At 60.4% G+C, this 15,431-nt stretch carries 13 protein-coding genes, 2 pseudogenes and 1 riboswitch; of the genes and pseudogenes, 7 read left to right on the forward strand and 8 right to left on the reverse strand.

The annotated features are described in order from the left end of the window. Positions 1–49: 49 nt before the first annotated feature. From DXT96_RS05970 to DXT96_RS05985, 4 genes are read right to left on the reverse strand one after another with little or no spacing between them, the layout of a single operon-like run. Positions 50–655: an ABC-type transport auxiliary lipoprotein family protein gene (locus DXT96_RS05970; RefSeq protein WP_149897511.1), complete on the reverse strand. Its 606-nt coding sequence runs from the start codon at positions 653–655 to the stop codon at positions 50–52. A gap of 15 nt (positions 656–670) precedes the next feature. Continuing rightward, complete coding sequence (locus tag DXT96_RS05975) at positions 671–2,041, reverse strand: MlaD family protein (RefSeq protein ID WP_149897510.1); 1,371 nt, start codon at positions 2,039–2,041, stop codon at positions 671–673. A gap of 7 nt (positions 2,042–2,048) precedes the next feature. Next, complete coding sequence (locus DXT96_RS05980) at positions 2,049–2,885, reverse strand: ABC transporter ATP-binding protein (protein ID WP_149897509.1); 837 nt, start codon at positions 2,883–2,885, stop codon at positions 2,049–2,051. A gap of 10 nt (positions 2,886–2,895) precedes the next feature. After that, the gene (locus tag DXT96_RS05985; protein WP_153513822.1) at positions 2,896–4,056 is read right to left on the reverse strand and encodes an ABC transporter permease; all 1,161 of its coding nucleotides are present in this window, start codon (positions 4,054–4,056) and stop codon (positions 2,896–2,898) included. A 143-nt stretch (positions 4,057–4,199) separates the two neighbouring features. Between DXT96_RS05985 and dgcA the strand changes: the two genes are divergently transcribed. After that, entirely contained in the window at positions 4,200–5,183 is a 984-nt protein-coding gene (gene dgcA / locus DXT96_RS05990) for an N-acetyl-D-Glu racemase DgcA (protein WP_153513823.1), read from the forward strand. A 246-nt stretch (positions 5,184–5,429) separates the two neighbouring features. On the opposite strand, the gene DXT96_RS05995 is transcribed toward dgcA, so the two are convergent. Further along, positions 5,430–6,269, reverse strand: coding sequence for a UDP-2,3-diacylglucosamine diphosphatase (locus DXT96_RS05995; RefSeq protein WP_153513824.1), 840 nt, complete (start codon positions 6,267–6,269; stop codon positions 5,430–5,432). 229 nt (positions 6,270–6,498) lie between these two features. On the opposite strand from DXT96_RS05995, the gene DXT96_RS06000 reads away from it, so the two are divergent. Together DXT96_RS06000 and DXT96_RS06005 are read left to right on the forward strand one after the other, a co-directional pair. Continuing rightward, positions 6,499–8,814, forward strand: coding sequence for an NADP-dependent malic enzyme (locus DXT96_RS06000; RefSeq protein WP_153513825.1), 2,316 nt, complete (start codon positions 6,499–6,501; stop codon positions 8,812–8,814). Between the two features lie 132 nt (positions 8,815–8,946). Then, positions 8,947–10,050 (forward strand): DUF2865 domain-containing protein, encoded by a 1,104-nt coding sequence (locus DXT96_RS06005; RefSeq protein ID WP_194287557.1) that lies wholly within the window; start codon positions 8,947–8,949, stop codon positions 10,048–10,050. 205 nt (positions 10,051–10,255) lie between these two features. Here DXT96_RS06005 and bluB read toward each other — a convergent pair whose 3' ends face one another. Together bluB and DXT96_RS06015 are read right to left on the reverse strand one after the other, a co-directional pair. Further along, the gene (gene bluB, locus DXT96_RS06010) at positions 10,256–10,972 is read right to left on the reverse strand and encodes a 5,6-dimethylbenzimidazole synthase (RefSeq protein WP_194287558.1); all 717 of its coding nucleotides are present in this window, start codon (positions 10,970–10,972) and stop codon (positions 10,256–10,258) included. 96 nt (positions 10,973–11,068) lie between these two features. Then, positions 11,069–11,251, reverse strand: a riboswitch (cobalamin riboswitch). Positions 11,252–11,371: 120 nt separating this feature from the next. After that, positions 11,372–12,100, reverse strand: a pseudogene (locus DXT96_RS06015) (hypothetical protein); the annotation flags it as partial. A 114-nt stretch (positions 12,101–12,214) separates the two neighbouring features. Between DXT96_RS06015 and DXT96_RS06020 the strand changes: the two are divergent. From DXT96_RS06020 to DXT96_RS06030, 3 genes and pseudogenes are all read left to right on the forward strand, one after another. Continuing rightward, entirely contained in the window at positions 12,215–12,730 is a 516-nt protein-coding gene (locus tag DXT96_RS06020) for an AAA family ATPase (RefSeq protein ID WP_153513826.1), read from the forward strand. 341 nt (positions 12,731–13,071) lie between these two features. Then, positions 13,072–13,134 (forward strand): annotated as a pseudogene (locus DXT96_RS27365) (hypothetical protein); the annotation flags it as partial. 69 nt (positions 13,135–13,203) lie between these two features. Further along, positions 13,204–14,013, forward strand: a complete 810-nt coding sequence (locus tag DXT96_RS06030) for an IS1595 family transposase (RefSeq protein ID WP_153513827.1) — start codon at positions 13,204–13,206, stop codon at positions 14,011–14,013. Here DXT96_RS06030 and DXT96_RS26900 read toward each other — a convergent pair. Continuing rightward, the gene (locus DXT96_RS26900; RefSeq protein WP_194287559.1) at positions 14,010–14,471 is read right to left on the reverse strand and encodes a hypothetical protein; all 462 of its coding nucleotides are present in this window, start codon (positions 14,469–14,471) and stop codon (positions 14,010–14,012) included. The two genes, DXT96_RS06030 and DXT96_RS26900, sit on opposite strands and share 4 nt — an antisense overlap. A 378-nt stretch (positions 14,472–14,849) precedes the next feature. On the opposite strand from DXT96_RS26900, the gene DXT96_RS06040 reads away from it, so the two are divergent. Further along, positions 14,850–15,227 carry a VOC family protein gene (locus DXT96_RS06040; RefSeq protein ID WP_149897503.1) on the forward strand — a complete coding sequence of 126 codons (378 nt, stop codon included), beginning with the start codon at positions 14,850–14,852 and terminating at the stop codon, positions 15,225–15,227. The last annotated feature ends 204 nt before the right edge of the window (positions 15,228–15,431 follow it).

Below are 15,431 nucleotides of genomic sequence, written 5' to 3' on the forward strand. Positions count from 1 at the left end.
CCCGGAACATAAGGCAATTTCTTATAGCGCTGATGACCGCCGCGAAGGCTTAAAGCGACTTCAGCGTCCAGGCCACGATCTCCCGCGTGGCTGAGGCAAACGCCTGATCCAGCGCCTTCACGAAATTGGCGTTGCCGGAACCACTGACACGGGCGCTGGCACGGAACACTTCCTGCGCCTTCACCGTGCCATTACGGTCATTCAAAAGCTTCACCGACATTTCGATATTGGCAATGTTTCTCGCCGTATCCACCTCGAAGGCGCGGATATCGGTCACGACCTGATAGTCGATCGCCAGCCCCTGCCCCGGCCGGCCGACGCCGCCGAGCTTGCCGGTGTCTTCGAAAGCTTCCACAAGCTTGGATTGCACCATGCGCGGCAGGCGGTCGCTCCATTGCGAATTGCCGAGATATTGCACTTCCGAACCGGAGAGACGCACCACGATATTTTCGCTGTCAAGCGCCTTGAGCGCGGTCGGGTCGGCAATCAGCAATTGCCGGCCTTTCAGCGAAGGCCCCTGCGTTACCGTCGCCGAAGACACGGAAAGATCGAACGTGTCGTTCTTTGGCGCGCCGGCACAGCCGGCCAGCAGTGCGGCAAGCAGCGGAGCCAGAATAAGGGCGCGGCGTTTATGGCCGGTCATCGATCGTGTCATTGGCCCATACCCCTCTTAGCGCCTTGTTCTGCCGTCATATTGTTTCACGGTTTCGCCGCCGAAAATCAACCGCTGCGGATCGCGGTCGATATTGGTGATGGCATTGTTGAGATTGTCGACGGTCACCCGCGTGCTGCCAATCAGCGCCTGGAAATCCTTGAGGCCGGAGCTGGAGAAGCGGGTCAGATTGTCGGCAATCGGCCCGATGCGGGCATTGAGATTGTCGGCCACGGCCTTGAACGAAGTAAGTGTCTCGCGCGCCTTGGCAAACAGCGAATTGGCGTCATCGGTGCCCAGCATGCCGTCCACCTTGGCGAGAATGCCATCGACGCGGCTGGAGGCAAGGTTCAGCTTTCGCCCCATGTCGGTGAAGTCGGAAACCGCCTGGTCGATATCGGCGCGGCGGGCACCGACATCATCGGCAATCCGCTTGAAATTCGCCACCGCATCACGCGCATCGGCGGTCGCCGCCGAAACATCGCCGACCACGGTGCTGACCTTGGCCGGATCAACGGACGCCAAGAGCTCATCCGCGCGCTTCACCACGGTCTGCACTTCCGTGCTCGCCGCCTCGAAATTACGCGCCGTGCTCTGCACCGTCTCCATGATGCCCTGAATATCGCTGGAAGCCGACGCCACATCCTTCGTCACCTTGTCGACATTCGACAGGATGGAATCGATCTTGCCGGCATCCACCGCCTTCACCAGATCTTCGACAGCGGTCAGCGTGCCGTCGAGGCGCACCGAGACAGACTGCACGGTGGTGGAAAGCGAGCTGAGGCTCGAAATGAAATTCTTGATGCCGTCGGAATTGGCCGCCAGCGCATCGGAGAACTTCTCGGCGTTGCGCACCGTCTGCGTCAGCGGACCACGGGCATCCTGCACGAAACCCTGCAATTCGCCGATAGCGCCATCGGCGCGTTTCAGAATCTTATCGGCGGTGGCGAGCAGGTTGGTGACGCTGGAAAGATCGGCCGTCAATTCGGCAGGAACGCCGCTTTCGACGGCTTTCTGCAGAATGCGTTCGTCAGCCTTGTTGCCACCGGAAAGCTCGATATAGGCAGCCCCCGTCAGGCCCTGGATTTCAAGCACGGCGCGGGTGGAAGGAAACACCGGCGCATCCGCCTGCACCTCGGTAAAGGCGATGGAATAGGCCGGATCGTCGCGGTCGATGGCAAGCCCGCGCACCGTACCGACAGGAATGCCGTTGAAACGCACTGGCGAGCCGACCGAAAGACCGTTGGCGGAGCCGGGAATACGCACGACAAGCTGCGCCGTCGGGCCGCCACGGCCGAATTCCGCCATCCAGTAAACGAAGCCGAATGCGGCGGCGATCACGATCAGCGTAAAAATTCCGACTATGGTGTAGTTCGCCTTGGTTTCCATGCTTCTGTTACTCCACCGGATTTTCGTGTTTGCCGTCCGGAAGAACGACAGAGCGCGCCCGTTTGCCGCGGAAATAGGACTGCACCCACGGGTCGTCGCAGGCAAACATGTCCTGCAATGTCCCTTCCACCAGAACCCGCTTGTCGCCCAGAACCGCAATGCGGTCACAGACGGAGAACAGGCTGTCGAGGTCGTGCGTCACCATATAAACGGTCAGGCCGAGCGAATCACGCAGGCGCGCGATCAGCATATCAAATTCCGCCGCCCCGATGGGATCGAGGCCGGAGGTCGGTTCGTCGAGGAAAACGAGGTCGGGATCGAGCGACAGCGCCCGGGCAAGGGCTGCGCGCTTGATCATGCCGCCTGACAGCTCCGACGGGTATTTGTCGCCCGCATCAGGCTTCAGGCCCACCATCTCGATCTTCAGATAGGCAAGCTCATCCATCAGCTTTTTCGGCAGGTCCAGATATTCCCGCATCGGCAGCTGGATGTTTTCCTTCACCGTCAGGCCGGAAAACAATGCGCCTTGCTGGAACAGCACGCCAAGCCGCTGGTCGAGCATCATCCGCTCGTCCTCGCTTGCCTTGTCGTAATCGGTGCCGAGAATGCGGATCGCGCCCTCCTGCCGTGGCAGCAGCCGCAAAATCGCCCGCATCAACACGGATTTACCCGCACCTGACGGGCCGATGAAGCCCAGAATTTCGCCGCGATAAACATCGAGGTTGAGGTTTTCGAGCACGTTCCGGCCGTTGAAACCGACAGTCACGCCCTCGACGGAAAGCACCGCTTCGCGGCCGTCTTTTGCGGTTTTGATGTCTTGTGGTTTCTGGTCCAGAGTTTCCAACGCGCCCTCCCTAAAAATCGATGGCTGCGTAGAAGATGGCGAAAACACCATCCACCAGAATGACGACGAAGATGGACTTCACCACCGACGAGGTAACGTGCTTGCCGAGCGATTCCGCCGAACCGCCCACCTTCATGCCCTCCACCGCCGCAACGATGCCGATGATCAGCGCCATGAACGGCGCCTTGATCATGCCGGCGGCAATGGTCGATTCCTCCACCGCGCCATGCAGGCGCGAAAGGAACACCTCGAAAGTGATGCCGGAATAAAGCAGCGTGACGATGGCCGCGCCGAAAAGGGCGGCAAAATTGGCAAGGATGGTCAGAAGCGGCAGCGCGATGGTCAGCGCCACGAGACGCGGAAACACCAGCACGCCAACGGGGTTGAGGCCGATCACTTTCAGCGCGTCGATCTCCTCGCGCATCTTCATCGAGCCGATTTCCGCCGTGATCGCGCTGCCGGAACGGCCGGCGATCATGATCGCGGTCAGCAGAACGCCGATTTCACGCAATTGCAGAATGCCGACCAGATCGACGACGAAGACCTCAGCGCCGAAATAACGCAGCTGGAACGCGCCCTGCTGGGCGATGATCGCGCCAATCAGGAACGACATCAGCATGATGATCGGCACGGCGCGTACGCCCATATGGTCGATCTGGTTAACGATCGCCGCCGGCGATACGCCGCGGCCGCGCCCGAGCTTCATCTGCGCGCCGCGCACGGCGGAACCGAGAATATACATGCCCGCCAGGAAATCCGCGCCGTTCTGAACCACGGCCTGACCGATCGGCGCGAAGATGCGCTCCACCCATCCTGTCTTGGCGACGGGCTCGCCCTGCATCTCCGCCTTATCGGGCAATTGACCGATGACGTCCTCGATCCGGTCGTTGCCGGTGAGCGTCACAGTCGCGCCGTTCGCCTCGAGATCCTTGCGCAGGCGCTGGATGATCCACGCACCCGTCGTGTCGATGGCTTCGACAGCGGAAAGATCGATCTCGACGGAGCCGCCGGATTTGCTCTTTTCGATCCTGTCGAGGCTTTCAAAAATTCCAGAGAGATTGCTGTTGCGCCAGGAACCGCTCATGACATAACGCAAGCCGCCGCCGGAGACGGAACCGTCTTCGGAGATTGCGGCCGGGTTCGCCTGTTGCCGTGTGTCCTGTTCTTGCATAATGCTCCGAGCGAGTGCAGCCGTCACGAGATTCTTAAAGGTTTCATAACGTTTCGGTCTCCGGCAAGCCACAGTGGCAGCCGACAATTCGTGATAAATTTGGCGTCATGTGTCTTTTGCCGCCCAATCGGAAGTGAAAAAACATGCCCCGTTACCTGCAAGCCACAACAGAACGCTTCCCCGTCGCCGGCAGCTTCACGATCTCACGCGGCACCCGCACGCATGCGGATGTCGTAACGTGCATCATCCGCGATGGTTCCTTCGCCGGCAGAGGCGAATGTGTGCCCTACCCGCGTTACGGCGAAAGCATCGAGGGTGTCGTTGCCGATATCGAGGCGATGGCGGAGCAGATCGCCGCCGGCCTGACACGACAGGAATTGCAGCAGGTGATGAAACCGGGTGCGGCCCGCAATGCGGTCGATTGCGCGCTCTGGGACCTTGAGGCCAAGATCAGCGGCAAAAGCGCCGCCGAACAGGTTCTTGGACGGGCGGCAAAGCCGCTCGTCACCGCTTATACGATTTCGCTTGCCGACCCGGAAACAATGGCCGCGAAGACCGCGGAGAATGCAGGCCGTCCGCTGCTAAAGATCAAGACCGGCACCGCTGACGACGAAGCCCGCCTGCGCGCCGTGCGCGCCGCAGCGCCCGAAGCGCGCATCATCATCGACGCCAATGAGGGCTGGAATGATGAAAACATCGAATATTATCTGCGGCTTGCAGCGGAACTGAAGATATCGCTGATCGAGCAGCCTCTGCCCGCCGGCAAGGACGCCATCCTGTCCCGTATCGACCACCCGATGCTGATCTGCGCCGATGAAAGCGTGCATTCCACCAAAGACCTCGCCGGCCTGCGCGACCGTTACGACGCGATCAACATCAAGCTCGACAAGACCGGCGGCCTCACCGAAGCGCTCGTCATGAAGGCGGAGGCCGAACGGCTCGGCTTCACCATCATGATCGGCTGCATGCTCGGCACCTCGCTCGGCATGGCCCCCGCCGTGCTGGCCGCCCAGGGCACGGCCTTTGCCGATCTCGATGGGCCGCTGCTGTTGGCGCAGGATCGTGATCCGGGGCTGGTTTATGAGAGTTCACTGGTTTATCCGGCGCGGTCGGAATTGTGGGGGTAAGCCGCTGAATATCGAAGGCAGTGAGCCGAAACGTCACCCCTTGTTTCTTCTCCCCGCTGGGGAGAAGGTGGCCCGAAGGGTCGGATGAGGGGTAACCTGCCGGATTTTGGAGAGCAAGCCCCCTCATCCCGCTGCCGCGACCTTCTCCCCGGCGGGGAGAAGAAACAAGCAGCACGCACCCTACCCACATGAGATCGCACTGATCTCAATGTCCGCCGATAGTTTGCACTGAAGCCAAACGCCCAATCAGGCCGCGTGCTTGCCGATCAGCCCCGGAATATTCACCGGTTCCATTTCATCCGATGCATGTTCAGCAGTGACATCGCTTGTCTGCATCCAGGTGATCAACTCGAAAGTACCATCGGCATTTTCGGCGATCGCCGTGCAGCTTTCCACCCAGTCGCCGGTATTGATGTAGCGGATTCCGTCCATGTCTTCCATGACAGCATGATGAATGTGCCCACAGATGACGCCGTCGACATTGTTGCGCCGTGCCTCTTCAGCCACCACGCGCTGGAACTCGCCAATGAAGTTGACGGCGTGTTTGACCTGCTGCTTGGCCCAGGCCGAGAACGACCAGTAAGGCAGGCCGATGCGGCGGCGCACGGCGGCGATGGCGATGTTGAGTGCGATCGCCGCGTCATAGGCCCAGTCGCCGAGATAGGCGAGCAGGCGGGCATTGCGCACCACCACGTCGAACTCGTCGCCATGGATGACCAGATATTTCTTGCCGTCGGCCGCCTCGTGGATCATGCGCTCGGCCACTTCGATGCCGCCAAAATGCATGCCCGGGAATTCCCGCAGGAATTCATCGTGATTGCCGGGAATATAGACGATGCGGGTTCCCTTGCGGGCCTTGCGCAGAAGCTTCTGCACCACGTCGTTGCAGCCCTGCGGCCAGTACCAGCTGCGGCGCAGCCGCCAGCCGTCGACGATGTCGCCGACCATGATGATCGTCTCGGCTTCGTGATGTCTAAGGAAGTCGAGCAGATAATCCGTCTTGGCCGCCTTGGAGCCAAGATGAACGTCCGAAATGAAAAGCGTTCTGAACTGTCTGGTTTCAATTTGACCGGCCACGGATTTCATCCCCCTGTTCGGTTGCGTCCCTGCGGCTTTCTTCCCTCTCAGAACCAGACTCGTGTTGCAGCAACATGACAGAGGCCGGTTTTTGTATGGAATATGACGGATGGCTTCACGAAAACGCGAATAGACCATGCGCGCATTTGCATAAGTGCGGGGCAAATAACGGCTGTACCGCGGGGAAGTTTGTTGTATTCAGGGCCACCAGACGAAATTAAATATGACGGTGGAAGACATGACCTCTCACGATAAGAACAACACGCCCGCCAACACGGCAAAGGCCGACATCGAGGAACAGGCGCTCTTTTTCCACCGCTATCCGCGCCCCGGCAAGCTGGAGATCCAGGCAACCAAGCCGCTCGGCAACCAGCGCGATCTGGCGCTCGCCTATTCGCCGGGTGTTGCCGCCCCCTGCCTCGCCATCCATGAAAATCCTGAGATGGCAGCTGAATACACCGCCCGCGCCAATCTCGTCGCCGTCATCTCCAACGGCACGGCGGTGCTGGGGCTTGGCAATATCGGCCCGCTCGCTTCCAAACCCGTCATGGAAGGCAAGGCCGTCCTTTTCAAGAAATTCGCCGGCATCGACGTCTTCGACATCGAGATCGACGCGCCCGGCATCAATGACATGGTCTCGACCATCGCGGCACTTGAACCCACCTTCGGCGGCATCAACCTTGAGGATATCAAGGCGCCGGAATGTTTCGAGGTGGAGCGCCAGCTGCGCGAGAAGATGAACATTCCCGTTTTCCACGACGACCAGCACGGCACCGCGATCATCGTCGCCGCCGCCGTCACCAATGCGCTGGAACTGGCTGGAAAGTCTCTGTCGAGCGTCAAGATCGTCGCTTCCGGCGCAGGGGCTGCTGCCCTTGCCTGCCTCAACCTGCTGGTCGCCATGGGCGCCAACAAGGAAAACATCTGGGTCCACGATATCGAGGGTCTCGTCTATGACGGCCGTAACACGCTGATGGACGAGTGGAAGGAAGTTTACGCCCAGAAAACCGACAAGCGCGTACTGGCCGACTCGATCGACGGTGCGGATGTCTTCCTCGGCCTTTCGGCGGCTGGCGTGCTGAAGCCGGAACTCCTGGAGCGCATGGCGGAAAACCCGCTGATCCTGGCGCTTGCCAACCCCAATCCGGAAATCATGCCGGAGGCCGCCCGTGCCGCCCGCCCGGATGCGATGATCTGCACCGGCCGTTCGGATTTCCCGAACCAGGTCAACAACGTGCTGTGTTTCCCCTATATCTTCCGCGGCGCGCTGGATTGCGGCGCGACGACCATCAACGAAGAAATGAAGATGGCCGCCGTACAGGCCATCGCCGAGCTTGCCCGTGAGGAAGTTTCCGAAGTGGCCGCAAGGGCCTATAGCGGCGAAACGCCGATCTTCGGGCCGAACTACCTCATCCCCTCGCCGTTCGATCCGCGCCTCATCCTGCGCATCGCACCCGCCGTTGCCCGCGCCGCCGCCGCAAGCGGCGTCGCCGCCCGGCCGATCACCGATTTCGAAGCCTATTTCGACCAGTTGAACCGCTTCGTCTGGCGCTCCGGCTTTATCATGAAGCCGGTCTTCAACGCCGCGAAAGCCGCCGAAAAGAAGCGCATCATCTTTGCCGAAGGCGAAGACGAACGCGTGCTGCGCGCCGCCCAGGTTCTGCTGGAAGAAGGCACCGGCATCCCGATCCTCATTGGCCGTCCGCAGATCATCGAAACGCGCCTGAAGCGTTTCGGCCTGCGCATCCGCCCGAATACGGATTTCGCCGTGGTCAATCCGGAAGACGATCCGCGTTACCGTGATTACGTCGATGACTATTTCGCGCTGGTCGGCCGCGCCGGCATCAACCCGGAAGCCGCCCGCACCATCGTTCGCACCAACTCCACGGTCATCGGCGCGCTGTCGGTCAAGCGCGGCGAAGCGGATGCGCTGATCTGCGGTCTGGAAGGCCGTTACGACAGGCATCTGCGCGACGTGAACCAGATCATCGGCAAGCAGGAGAACGTGCGCTCCTTTGCGGGCCTCAGCCTGCTCATCACCCAGCAGGGCGCGCTGTTCCTCACCGACACCTTTGTGAACAACGATCCGACGTCGGAGGAAGTGGCGGAAATGGCCATTCTCGCGGCCAGGGAAATTCGTCGCTTCGGCATCACGCCGAAGATCGCGCTTGCCAGCCACTCCAATTTCGGCTCGCGTGACTCGGAAAGCGCTCGCAAGATGCGCCGCGCGCTCAAGATCATCCAGCAGGCTGCACCCGAACTGGAAGTGGACGGCGAAATGCAGGGCGGGTCCGCACTGTCGGAAACGCTGCGCAAGCGCGCCATGCCGAACAGCGTTTTGACCGGCGAGGCGAACCTTCTGGTTTTCCCGAACCTCGATGCCGCCAATATCACGCTCGGCGTCACCCGCACCCTGACGGAAGGCCTGCATGTCGGCCCGATCCTGCTCGGCACGGCGCTGCCCGCCCACATCCTGTCGCCCAGCGTCACCTCGCGTGGCGTCGTCAACATGGCGGCCTTTGCCGTGGTGCAGGCGTCGCACCCTTCGGTGTGAGGGCGCATTAACGCAATTTTGAACAAGCTGTTGCCGCATTGCGGCGACAGCTTATGTTATCTTCCTGAAACACGGATTTCGTGAAGTATAACGCCCCTGCCACCGGCCGGGGACATCGAACGGATCGCACAATTGACCCGGCGCAGCCGCATCATCGGCCTCCTGCTTCCCCTTGTTTTCGTCGCCCCGGGTGCCGCTGTCGCGGATCAGGTCTGCGATACGCTCTATGCTCAATTGCGCGAGCCACCCCGTATCATCGGCAACACGGCAGAGGTGCGGCGTTACGCCAACGCGCTCGCCCGCCAGAACATCGTCGTGCGCAAAATCAGGAACGATCTGCGCAGCTATGGCTGTTCGTCGGGCAGCGTCATTGTCTACGGCAGCCCCAATGCCGGCCTCTGCGCCGAGATCGGCGACGCGCTGGTCGATGCCGAGGCCGAACGTGACGCCATCATTCGTGACCGTGACGATGCGATGGCGGCTCAGCGCAGCGATGATGGCGGCATCAGGCGCCAGCGCATTCTCGCCGCACTCGACGCCAATGGCTGCAGCGCAATGCCGGAAACGGACACGCAATCGCCGCAGGCTCCCGATGTGACCCGTTACCCCGATGCGTTCCGCCAGCATGATAATCAGCCGGGACAGGCAGGCCTGTCGCCTTACCCCAATGCCGCCGCCGAGGGCGGACTTCGCACCCTTTGCGTGCGCACCTGCGACGGCTCATTTTTCCCGATCGCCTCCAATGCCTCGCCGCTTGATTTCCGCGCCCAGGCCGAGCAGTGCCAGAAAATGTGCCCGGGCACGCAGACGGAACTCTATTTCCACTCCATGACGGATCAGGAAACCTCCGACATGGTCTCGGCCGAAACCGGCAAACCCTACAGGGACCTGCCCACCGCCTTCGCCTATCGCAACGCGTCGACGAAAGCGCCCGGCTGCGCCTGCAACATGGCCGCCTATCACGAAGACATGCAAAAACAGGAAGAGGCCGCCCGGCCGCAGCCCGAAAAGCCCTATTCCGGCATCACCACCATTCCATCACCACAGGGTGACAAGCCTCAGAAACCCACAGAACAGCAACAGGCCGCAAAGCCGCCGGAGCAACCGGTTCCCGAACGCGACTACGATCCGAACGATGCAAAAGTGCGCGTCATCGGCCCGAAATTCCTGCCGGACCAGACAGGCCGCATCGACCTGAAAAACCCGGCGCTGAAGGGCATCCAGCCGCAGCAATGACACCTGTTATTTGCCCGTAATAGAGCAAGCGGATGCCACTTGTTTCTTCTCCCCGCCGGGGAGAAGTCCGCGGCAGCGGGATGAGGGGGCAAGCGTAGAGATATCCGGAGAGCTAGCCCCCTCATCCGACCCTTCGGGCCACCTTCTCCCCGCCGGGGAGAAGAAACACGCGGCAACGTCCCGCCTTATTCACAGGCCTCCGCGTCTATACCCCACCCCAGCGGTTGCGAAACACCAGTTCCTCCAGCGGCACGCGCTGCCGCCAGCCCTTCACCGCCAGTTCCGGTTCCGTGTAAAGCGCATCGACGCGGCCGAGGCATAGCCAGGCGACGATTTCGATATGGTCGGGGATATCAAGAATGGTGCGAATGTCGCTGTCATGAAAGATGCTGACCCAGCCGACGCCGATGCCTTCGGCGCGGGCGGCAAGCCAGAGGTTCTGGATGGCGCAAACGGTGGAATAGACATCCGTGCGCGGATTGTGGGTCCGGCCCAGCACCACTTTACCACCGCGTGTGGGATCGCAGGTGACGCAGATGCTCAGCGGCGCCTTGCGGATGCCTTCGAGCTTGAGACTGCGATAAAGCGCCTGTTGCTCGCCCGCAAACATCGCCGCCGCTTCTTCATTGGCGCGGCTGAAGGCCACAAAGGCCGCCTGACGGACAGCACCATCAGTGACGAGCGTGAAATTCCACGGCTGCATGAAGCCCACCGAGGGCGCGGAATGCGCCGCCTTCAATAGGCGCTCCACCAGCGCGTCCGGCAGCGGATCAGGCAGGAACTGGTCGCGCACATCGCGGCGCGTCTCAATGGCGCGGTAAATCGCCTCGCGCTCCGCACCGGAAAACGGGCGGGCAGGCGAAAGCGCATGATCGAATGGATCGGCTTGCAATGAATTACCAGCGGACGGATCGGTCGGCATCGTTTAACCCCAACAATGCGGGCGCGCCGGTGCCGAAACCATACCGGCTCCCGCATGCACGACACACATCTTCAGCAACCTGCCGCCGTCCGCGCGGTTCGGTCTATCCTGCCAGGCCGGTCTTCTGACTCGGCTTCATCCGCCCTTTTCGCCTTCCCGAATAACTTCAGTGGCTTATGAAAAGGGCATCCGCCTCACAGCGCTGGGCACGTTCCGGTTTCTCACCGGATTCCCGATTCTCCCGCCGCAAGGGCGGGCACCTGACTGAGGAAGCTATGGGCAAGAATGCTTGCGAATGCAAGGGTCTTGCAAGCCCGTGCGGCAATCTGCCCGTAGCGTCCCTCCCCTGCGTCATGCCGGCCGCGAGCCGGGATAACGGTAACAGGCTTCCCGATTGCATCAGCCTACGGGGAAATAACGCACATACGCGAACTCGTCGCCGTCAGGTGACCAGTTGGGAGAATTCATCGTGCCCTGCCCGCCGAAAAGCTCGAACAGCGTTTCGACATTGCCGCCATCCATATCCATCAGCCGCACCCGCACATCGAGATCGCGCGGATGGTCGAAGACATCGGCGTCGTAAGAAACGAACACCACCTTGTCACCCGAAGGAGACGGATGCGGGAACCAGTCACCATAGGAACTGTCGGTGATGCGCTCCACAGTGGAGCCATCCACCCGCACCCGCCAGATCTGCATCTGCCCGGTGCGGCTGGAATTGAAATAGATCCACGCACCATCCGGCGAATAATCCGGCCCGTCATTGCGGCCTTCGCCATGCGTCAGGCGTGTTTCGACGCCATTCTCAATATCCATGGAATAGATGTCGAAGACCTGATCGCGAATACCGCAATAGGCGAAATTCTTCCCGTCCGGCGACCAGCCGTGCCAGTAGGAGGGAAGGTTTTTCGTCATCAGCCTTGGCGCACCGCCCGCCGATGGCAGAAGATAGATGGCGCTCTTGTCGAACTCAACCTTGTCGGAAATGGCGTAGAGCGATCCATCCGGCGAAATACCATGGTCGTTATTGCACTGCGTGGCAAAACCGGTATCGACCTTCTCCGGCGAAGCATCACCGGATGGGGACAGGCGATAGAGCAACCCTTCGCTGTTCAACAGCAGATATTTGCGGCATTATGGAGCAAGTGCCACAAGAGCCGCGATGGAGGAATTGGGCGGCGCTTGCCGGATGTTTCTGAATAGTCCAGTCTTGAGGCGGAAGACATATTCGTGGGGTAACCGATGGCGCATGTGGTTGTGATCAACGGTCCGGCTGGGGTCGGGAAAACTACAATCTGCACGCATTTGGCAAGTTCATTGCCAGGCACGGTCAGTATTTCGGGAGACGCGGTTCGCGATTTCAGTCCCAGCGACGCGCGGGACTGGCTCGGCCCCAGATCGACTTACCGTGCAAGTGCATCTTTGATTTCCAGTTATCTGGAGATGGGTGCAAGACGGGTTCTGTTCGACTACATCTTTGAAACGCCTGATACAATTGAATGGTTCTGCGGCCTTCTACCCGCAGCTACTCAAATTCACTTTTTCACTGTCTGGGCACCGTTGGACACTGTCGTCGCTCGCGAAGCGGCCCGTCCTGACAGGGAACGGCTTGGGGACCGAGTTCTGCAAACATACGAAGCCTTACACCGCAATTTGCATTCCCTTGGCGAGATCATCGAAAACACCGATGCCCTTGAAGTGGTCACGGAAAGGATCGGAAACATGATCCAAGTGTCCGCTGATCGTCCTTCAAGCTGATCCATCGACTCGACTCTTGGCAGGGGCCTTGGTATGGGTCCGTTCATGTTCAGATCGATACGAATACAGCGCTGATCTTTTGCTTCCGTCCTTTCGACGGAGCCGTCTTCCTATGTCCTGCGTATCGAACGGAAATCTGAACATGCTCCAGAAGCGAACCCCCATCCTAAGGCCGAATTCCTACGACCCCTTCTCCGCAGGAGACCGGAGGTTCGAAATACGACCGTTGCGCCTGGCCTGACCCGAAGCAAGGCTTCGGACAGCATCCACTTCTGCGCCCGGATGGCCGCGATCTCGATCCCGATAAGGTCTGGTCGCTCACCGAGGATGACGCCTACGGCCTGTTCGTAGACTTCCGCTGGGCCGATAACGGCGGCAAGCCCTATTGTCCGCGCTGCGGCTGCCTGGAGCCGTACAGCGTCCGCCGACGCCGATTTCGTTGCTCGGAGCCTGAATGCCGTGCCGAGTTCTCGGTGACCTCTGGGACGGTGTTCGCGAACCGGAAGCTGTCGTTCAAGAAGATCATCATGGCGATCTGGGAGGAGATCACGGCCGCCAAGGGCATGGCCGCGCTCCATCTAAGCCGGAAGCTCAACGTCCAGTACAAGACCGCCTACGTCCTGCTAAAAAAGCTCCGGGAGGCCGTGGGATTGCGCCGGGGCGCGATCAAGCTCCACGGACTGGTGCAGATCGACGGCAAGTATGTCGGCGGTGTTCTCCGCAAGGCGAACAAGAAGGAAGAGCGCAAGGACGGGCGCAAGAAGGAGAACCAAAACGGCAAGCGCATGTGCGTGCTGGCGCTGAGGGAGGCGAACCAACACGCACCGAACCGGACGCTGACGCGGGTGATCATGGATGAGAACGGCAAGGATGCCTGGGCGGCCGTCGCCAAGCATGTCGATCCAAGAGCCCTGCTGATCGCAGACGAGCACAAGGCGTATGACGATCTCGTCGGCCTTGTCGCGATGCACCGTGTGAACCACAGCCTTCAGTACCAGGAGGATGACGGCACGAACTCGAACGTAATCGAGAGCTTCTTCAGCCGGGTTGAAAAAGCCTACAAGGGGATCAACCACCGCTTCTCGACGAAGTATCTTGACTGGTACATGGCGATGCTCTCCTGGAAGGAAGACACACGCTACATGGGCCTGCGCTGGCAGTTTGCTGACCTCCTGCGGACGATCACCTCCAGGCCGACGTCGCGGAACCTCTGCGGCTATTGGCAGTGCGCCGCCCAGAACATCGTCGACCAGGTGTGGTTGCAGGGGGTGCCGCCGGACTAGCGGCTGATCTCCCAGAGGTGCCGACGGCCGTCCTCTGTGCCAGCTTGGCGAACCAGTCCCTGCTTCACCAGCCCGTTTAACGTTGCTGAAAACCTGCTCGTAAGTGCGGAGTCCAACCGTGCTGCTTCGCTCCCGAGGGCTGCCTCGCTTGCGAACTTCTCGGCGATCTCCGCTGTCGTGGTCGGGCGCTCGTTAAGGCGAAGGATGTCGAGCACGATGTGACGATTGTTTCTGCCCTTCAAAAGTTCGGTGACCCGAGCGCTCGCCGTTTCTCGGGACGAGGCGCGGCGTGCCTTCGATGGGAGCACAGCCGCTTCGAAACTGGGATCATAAACCCTGATCACCGTCTCGAATGCGGATTTCTGAGCTTCGAGGGCACCGATCTTGCGCCGCAGCTCTTCCATCTTGCCGTCGATTTCGACCAACTTCACTTTCAATTCGTCTACGATTTCCACCATACGCAACACTCCCGAGGCACCCTCGGGAGATAGCATCAGCCCTCAACTGAATCTTGTGGCAACTGCTCCATAATGCCGGATATTTGCCATCCGGCGACCAGTTCGGCGCTTCGAACAGCTCCGGCGTCTGCCACACCACCCGCATCTGCCGGGTGCGTATATTAAAGATTTCGATCGAACTGCGCATGCTGCCTCCCGGGCTGTCGATAGTCTGGATCGGACCTTTGGCGGACGCAGACATTCCGTTTGCTTTCGCCGCCATGGTGATTATGATCCTATGGCCGCAGGCACCGTCCTGCAAATTCAAATCGGAAAAAACGCCAGCGTTCCGGCACCGCCCGTAACCCTCCCCGTTTCTCCCAGATCCGAGGTTCCGCGATGAATACCATCGCCGATCACGGCATCCGCTTCGGGCGGATCGCCGCAATGCTTCCTGTCAGGAATATCGAAAAGGCCCATGATTTTTATGTCGGCGTGCTGGGCTTCACAAAAACCTTCGAAAACGGCAATCCCGTCGGCTTCATGATCCTCAAACAGGGGAATGCCGAGCTGCACCTGACGTTGCAGCCCACCCATAAGGCAGCGCCCTTCAATGTGGCACATATGATGGTAAGCGATGTCGATGCGCTGCATGCGGTTTGCAAGAACCATGGGTTGCGCATCATCAAGGCCCTGCAGGACAAGGATTATGGCCTGCGGGCCTTTGTCTTTGAAGACCCTGATGGCAACCGCATCGATGTGGGGCAGGTTATTTGAGGTGAGTGAAGAGTGGCGCGGGGTTTCTCCGCGCCGTTCCCCTATAAAAGACACAAAACCTCATCGTGGATCGAGCGCGTGCCGCTTGTTTCTTCTCCCCGCCGGGGAGAAGGTCGCGGCAGCGGGTTGAGGGGCGAGGGTCGAGATATTCGGCAACGGTGTCCCCTCATCCGACCCTTCGGGCCACCTTCTCCCCGGCGGGGA

This window comes from Agrobacterium sp. ICMP 6402 (assembly GCF_009498615.1).
Lineage (GTDB): Bacteria > Pseudomonadota > Alphaproteobacteria > Rhizobiales > Rhizobiaceae > Agrobacterium > Agrobacterium burrii.

Bases quoted from the DNA above. Each gene is read 5' to 3' on its own strand.
- DXT96_RS05970 (WP_149897511.1), bottom strand. From the start codon at position 655: ATGACACGATCGATGACCGGCCATAAACGCCGCGCCCTTATTCTGGCT.
- DXT96_RS05975 (WP_149897510.1), bottom strand. From the start codon at position 2,041: ATGGAAACCAAGGCGAACTACACCATAGTCGGAATTTTTACGCTGATC.
- DXT96_RS05985 (WP_153513822.1), bottom strand. From the start codon at position 4,056: ATGCAAGAACAGGACACACGGCAACAGGCGAACCCGGCCGCAATCTCC.
- dgcA (WP_153513823.1), top strand. From the start codon at position 4,200: ATGCCCCGTTACCTGCAAGCCACAACAGAACGCTTCCCCGTCGCCGGC.
- DXT96_RS05995 (WP_153513824.1), bottom strand. From the start codon at position 6,269: ATGAAATCCGTGGCCGGTCAAATTGAAACCAGACAGTTCAGAACGCTT.
- DXT96_RS06000 (WP_153513825.1), top strand. From the start codon at position 6,499: ATGACCTCTCACGATAAGAACAACACGCCCGCCAACACGGCAAAGGCC.
- bluB (WP_194287558.1), bottom strand. From the start codon at position 10,972: ATGCCGACCGATCCGTCCGCTGGTAATTCATTGCAAGCCGATCCATTC.
- DXT96_RS06020 (WP_153513826.1), top strand. From the start codon at position 12,215: ATGGCGCATGTGGTTGTGATCAACGGTCCGGCTGGGGTCGGGAAAACT.
- DXT96_RS26900 (WP_194287559.1), bottom strand. From the start codon at position 14,471: ATGGTGGAAATCGTAGACGAATTGAAAGTGAAGTTGGTCGAAATCGAC.
- DXT96_RS06040 (WP_149897503.1), top strand. From the start codon at position 14,850: ATGAATACCATCGCCGATCACGGCATCCGCTTCGGGCGGATCGCCGCA.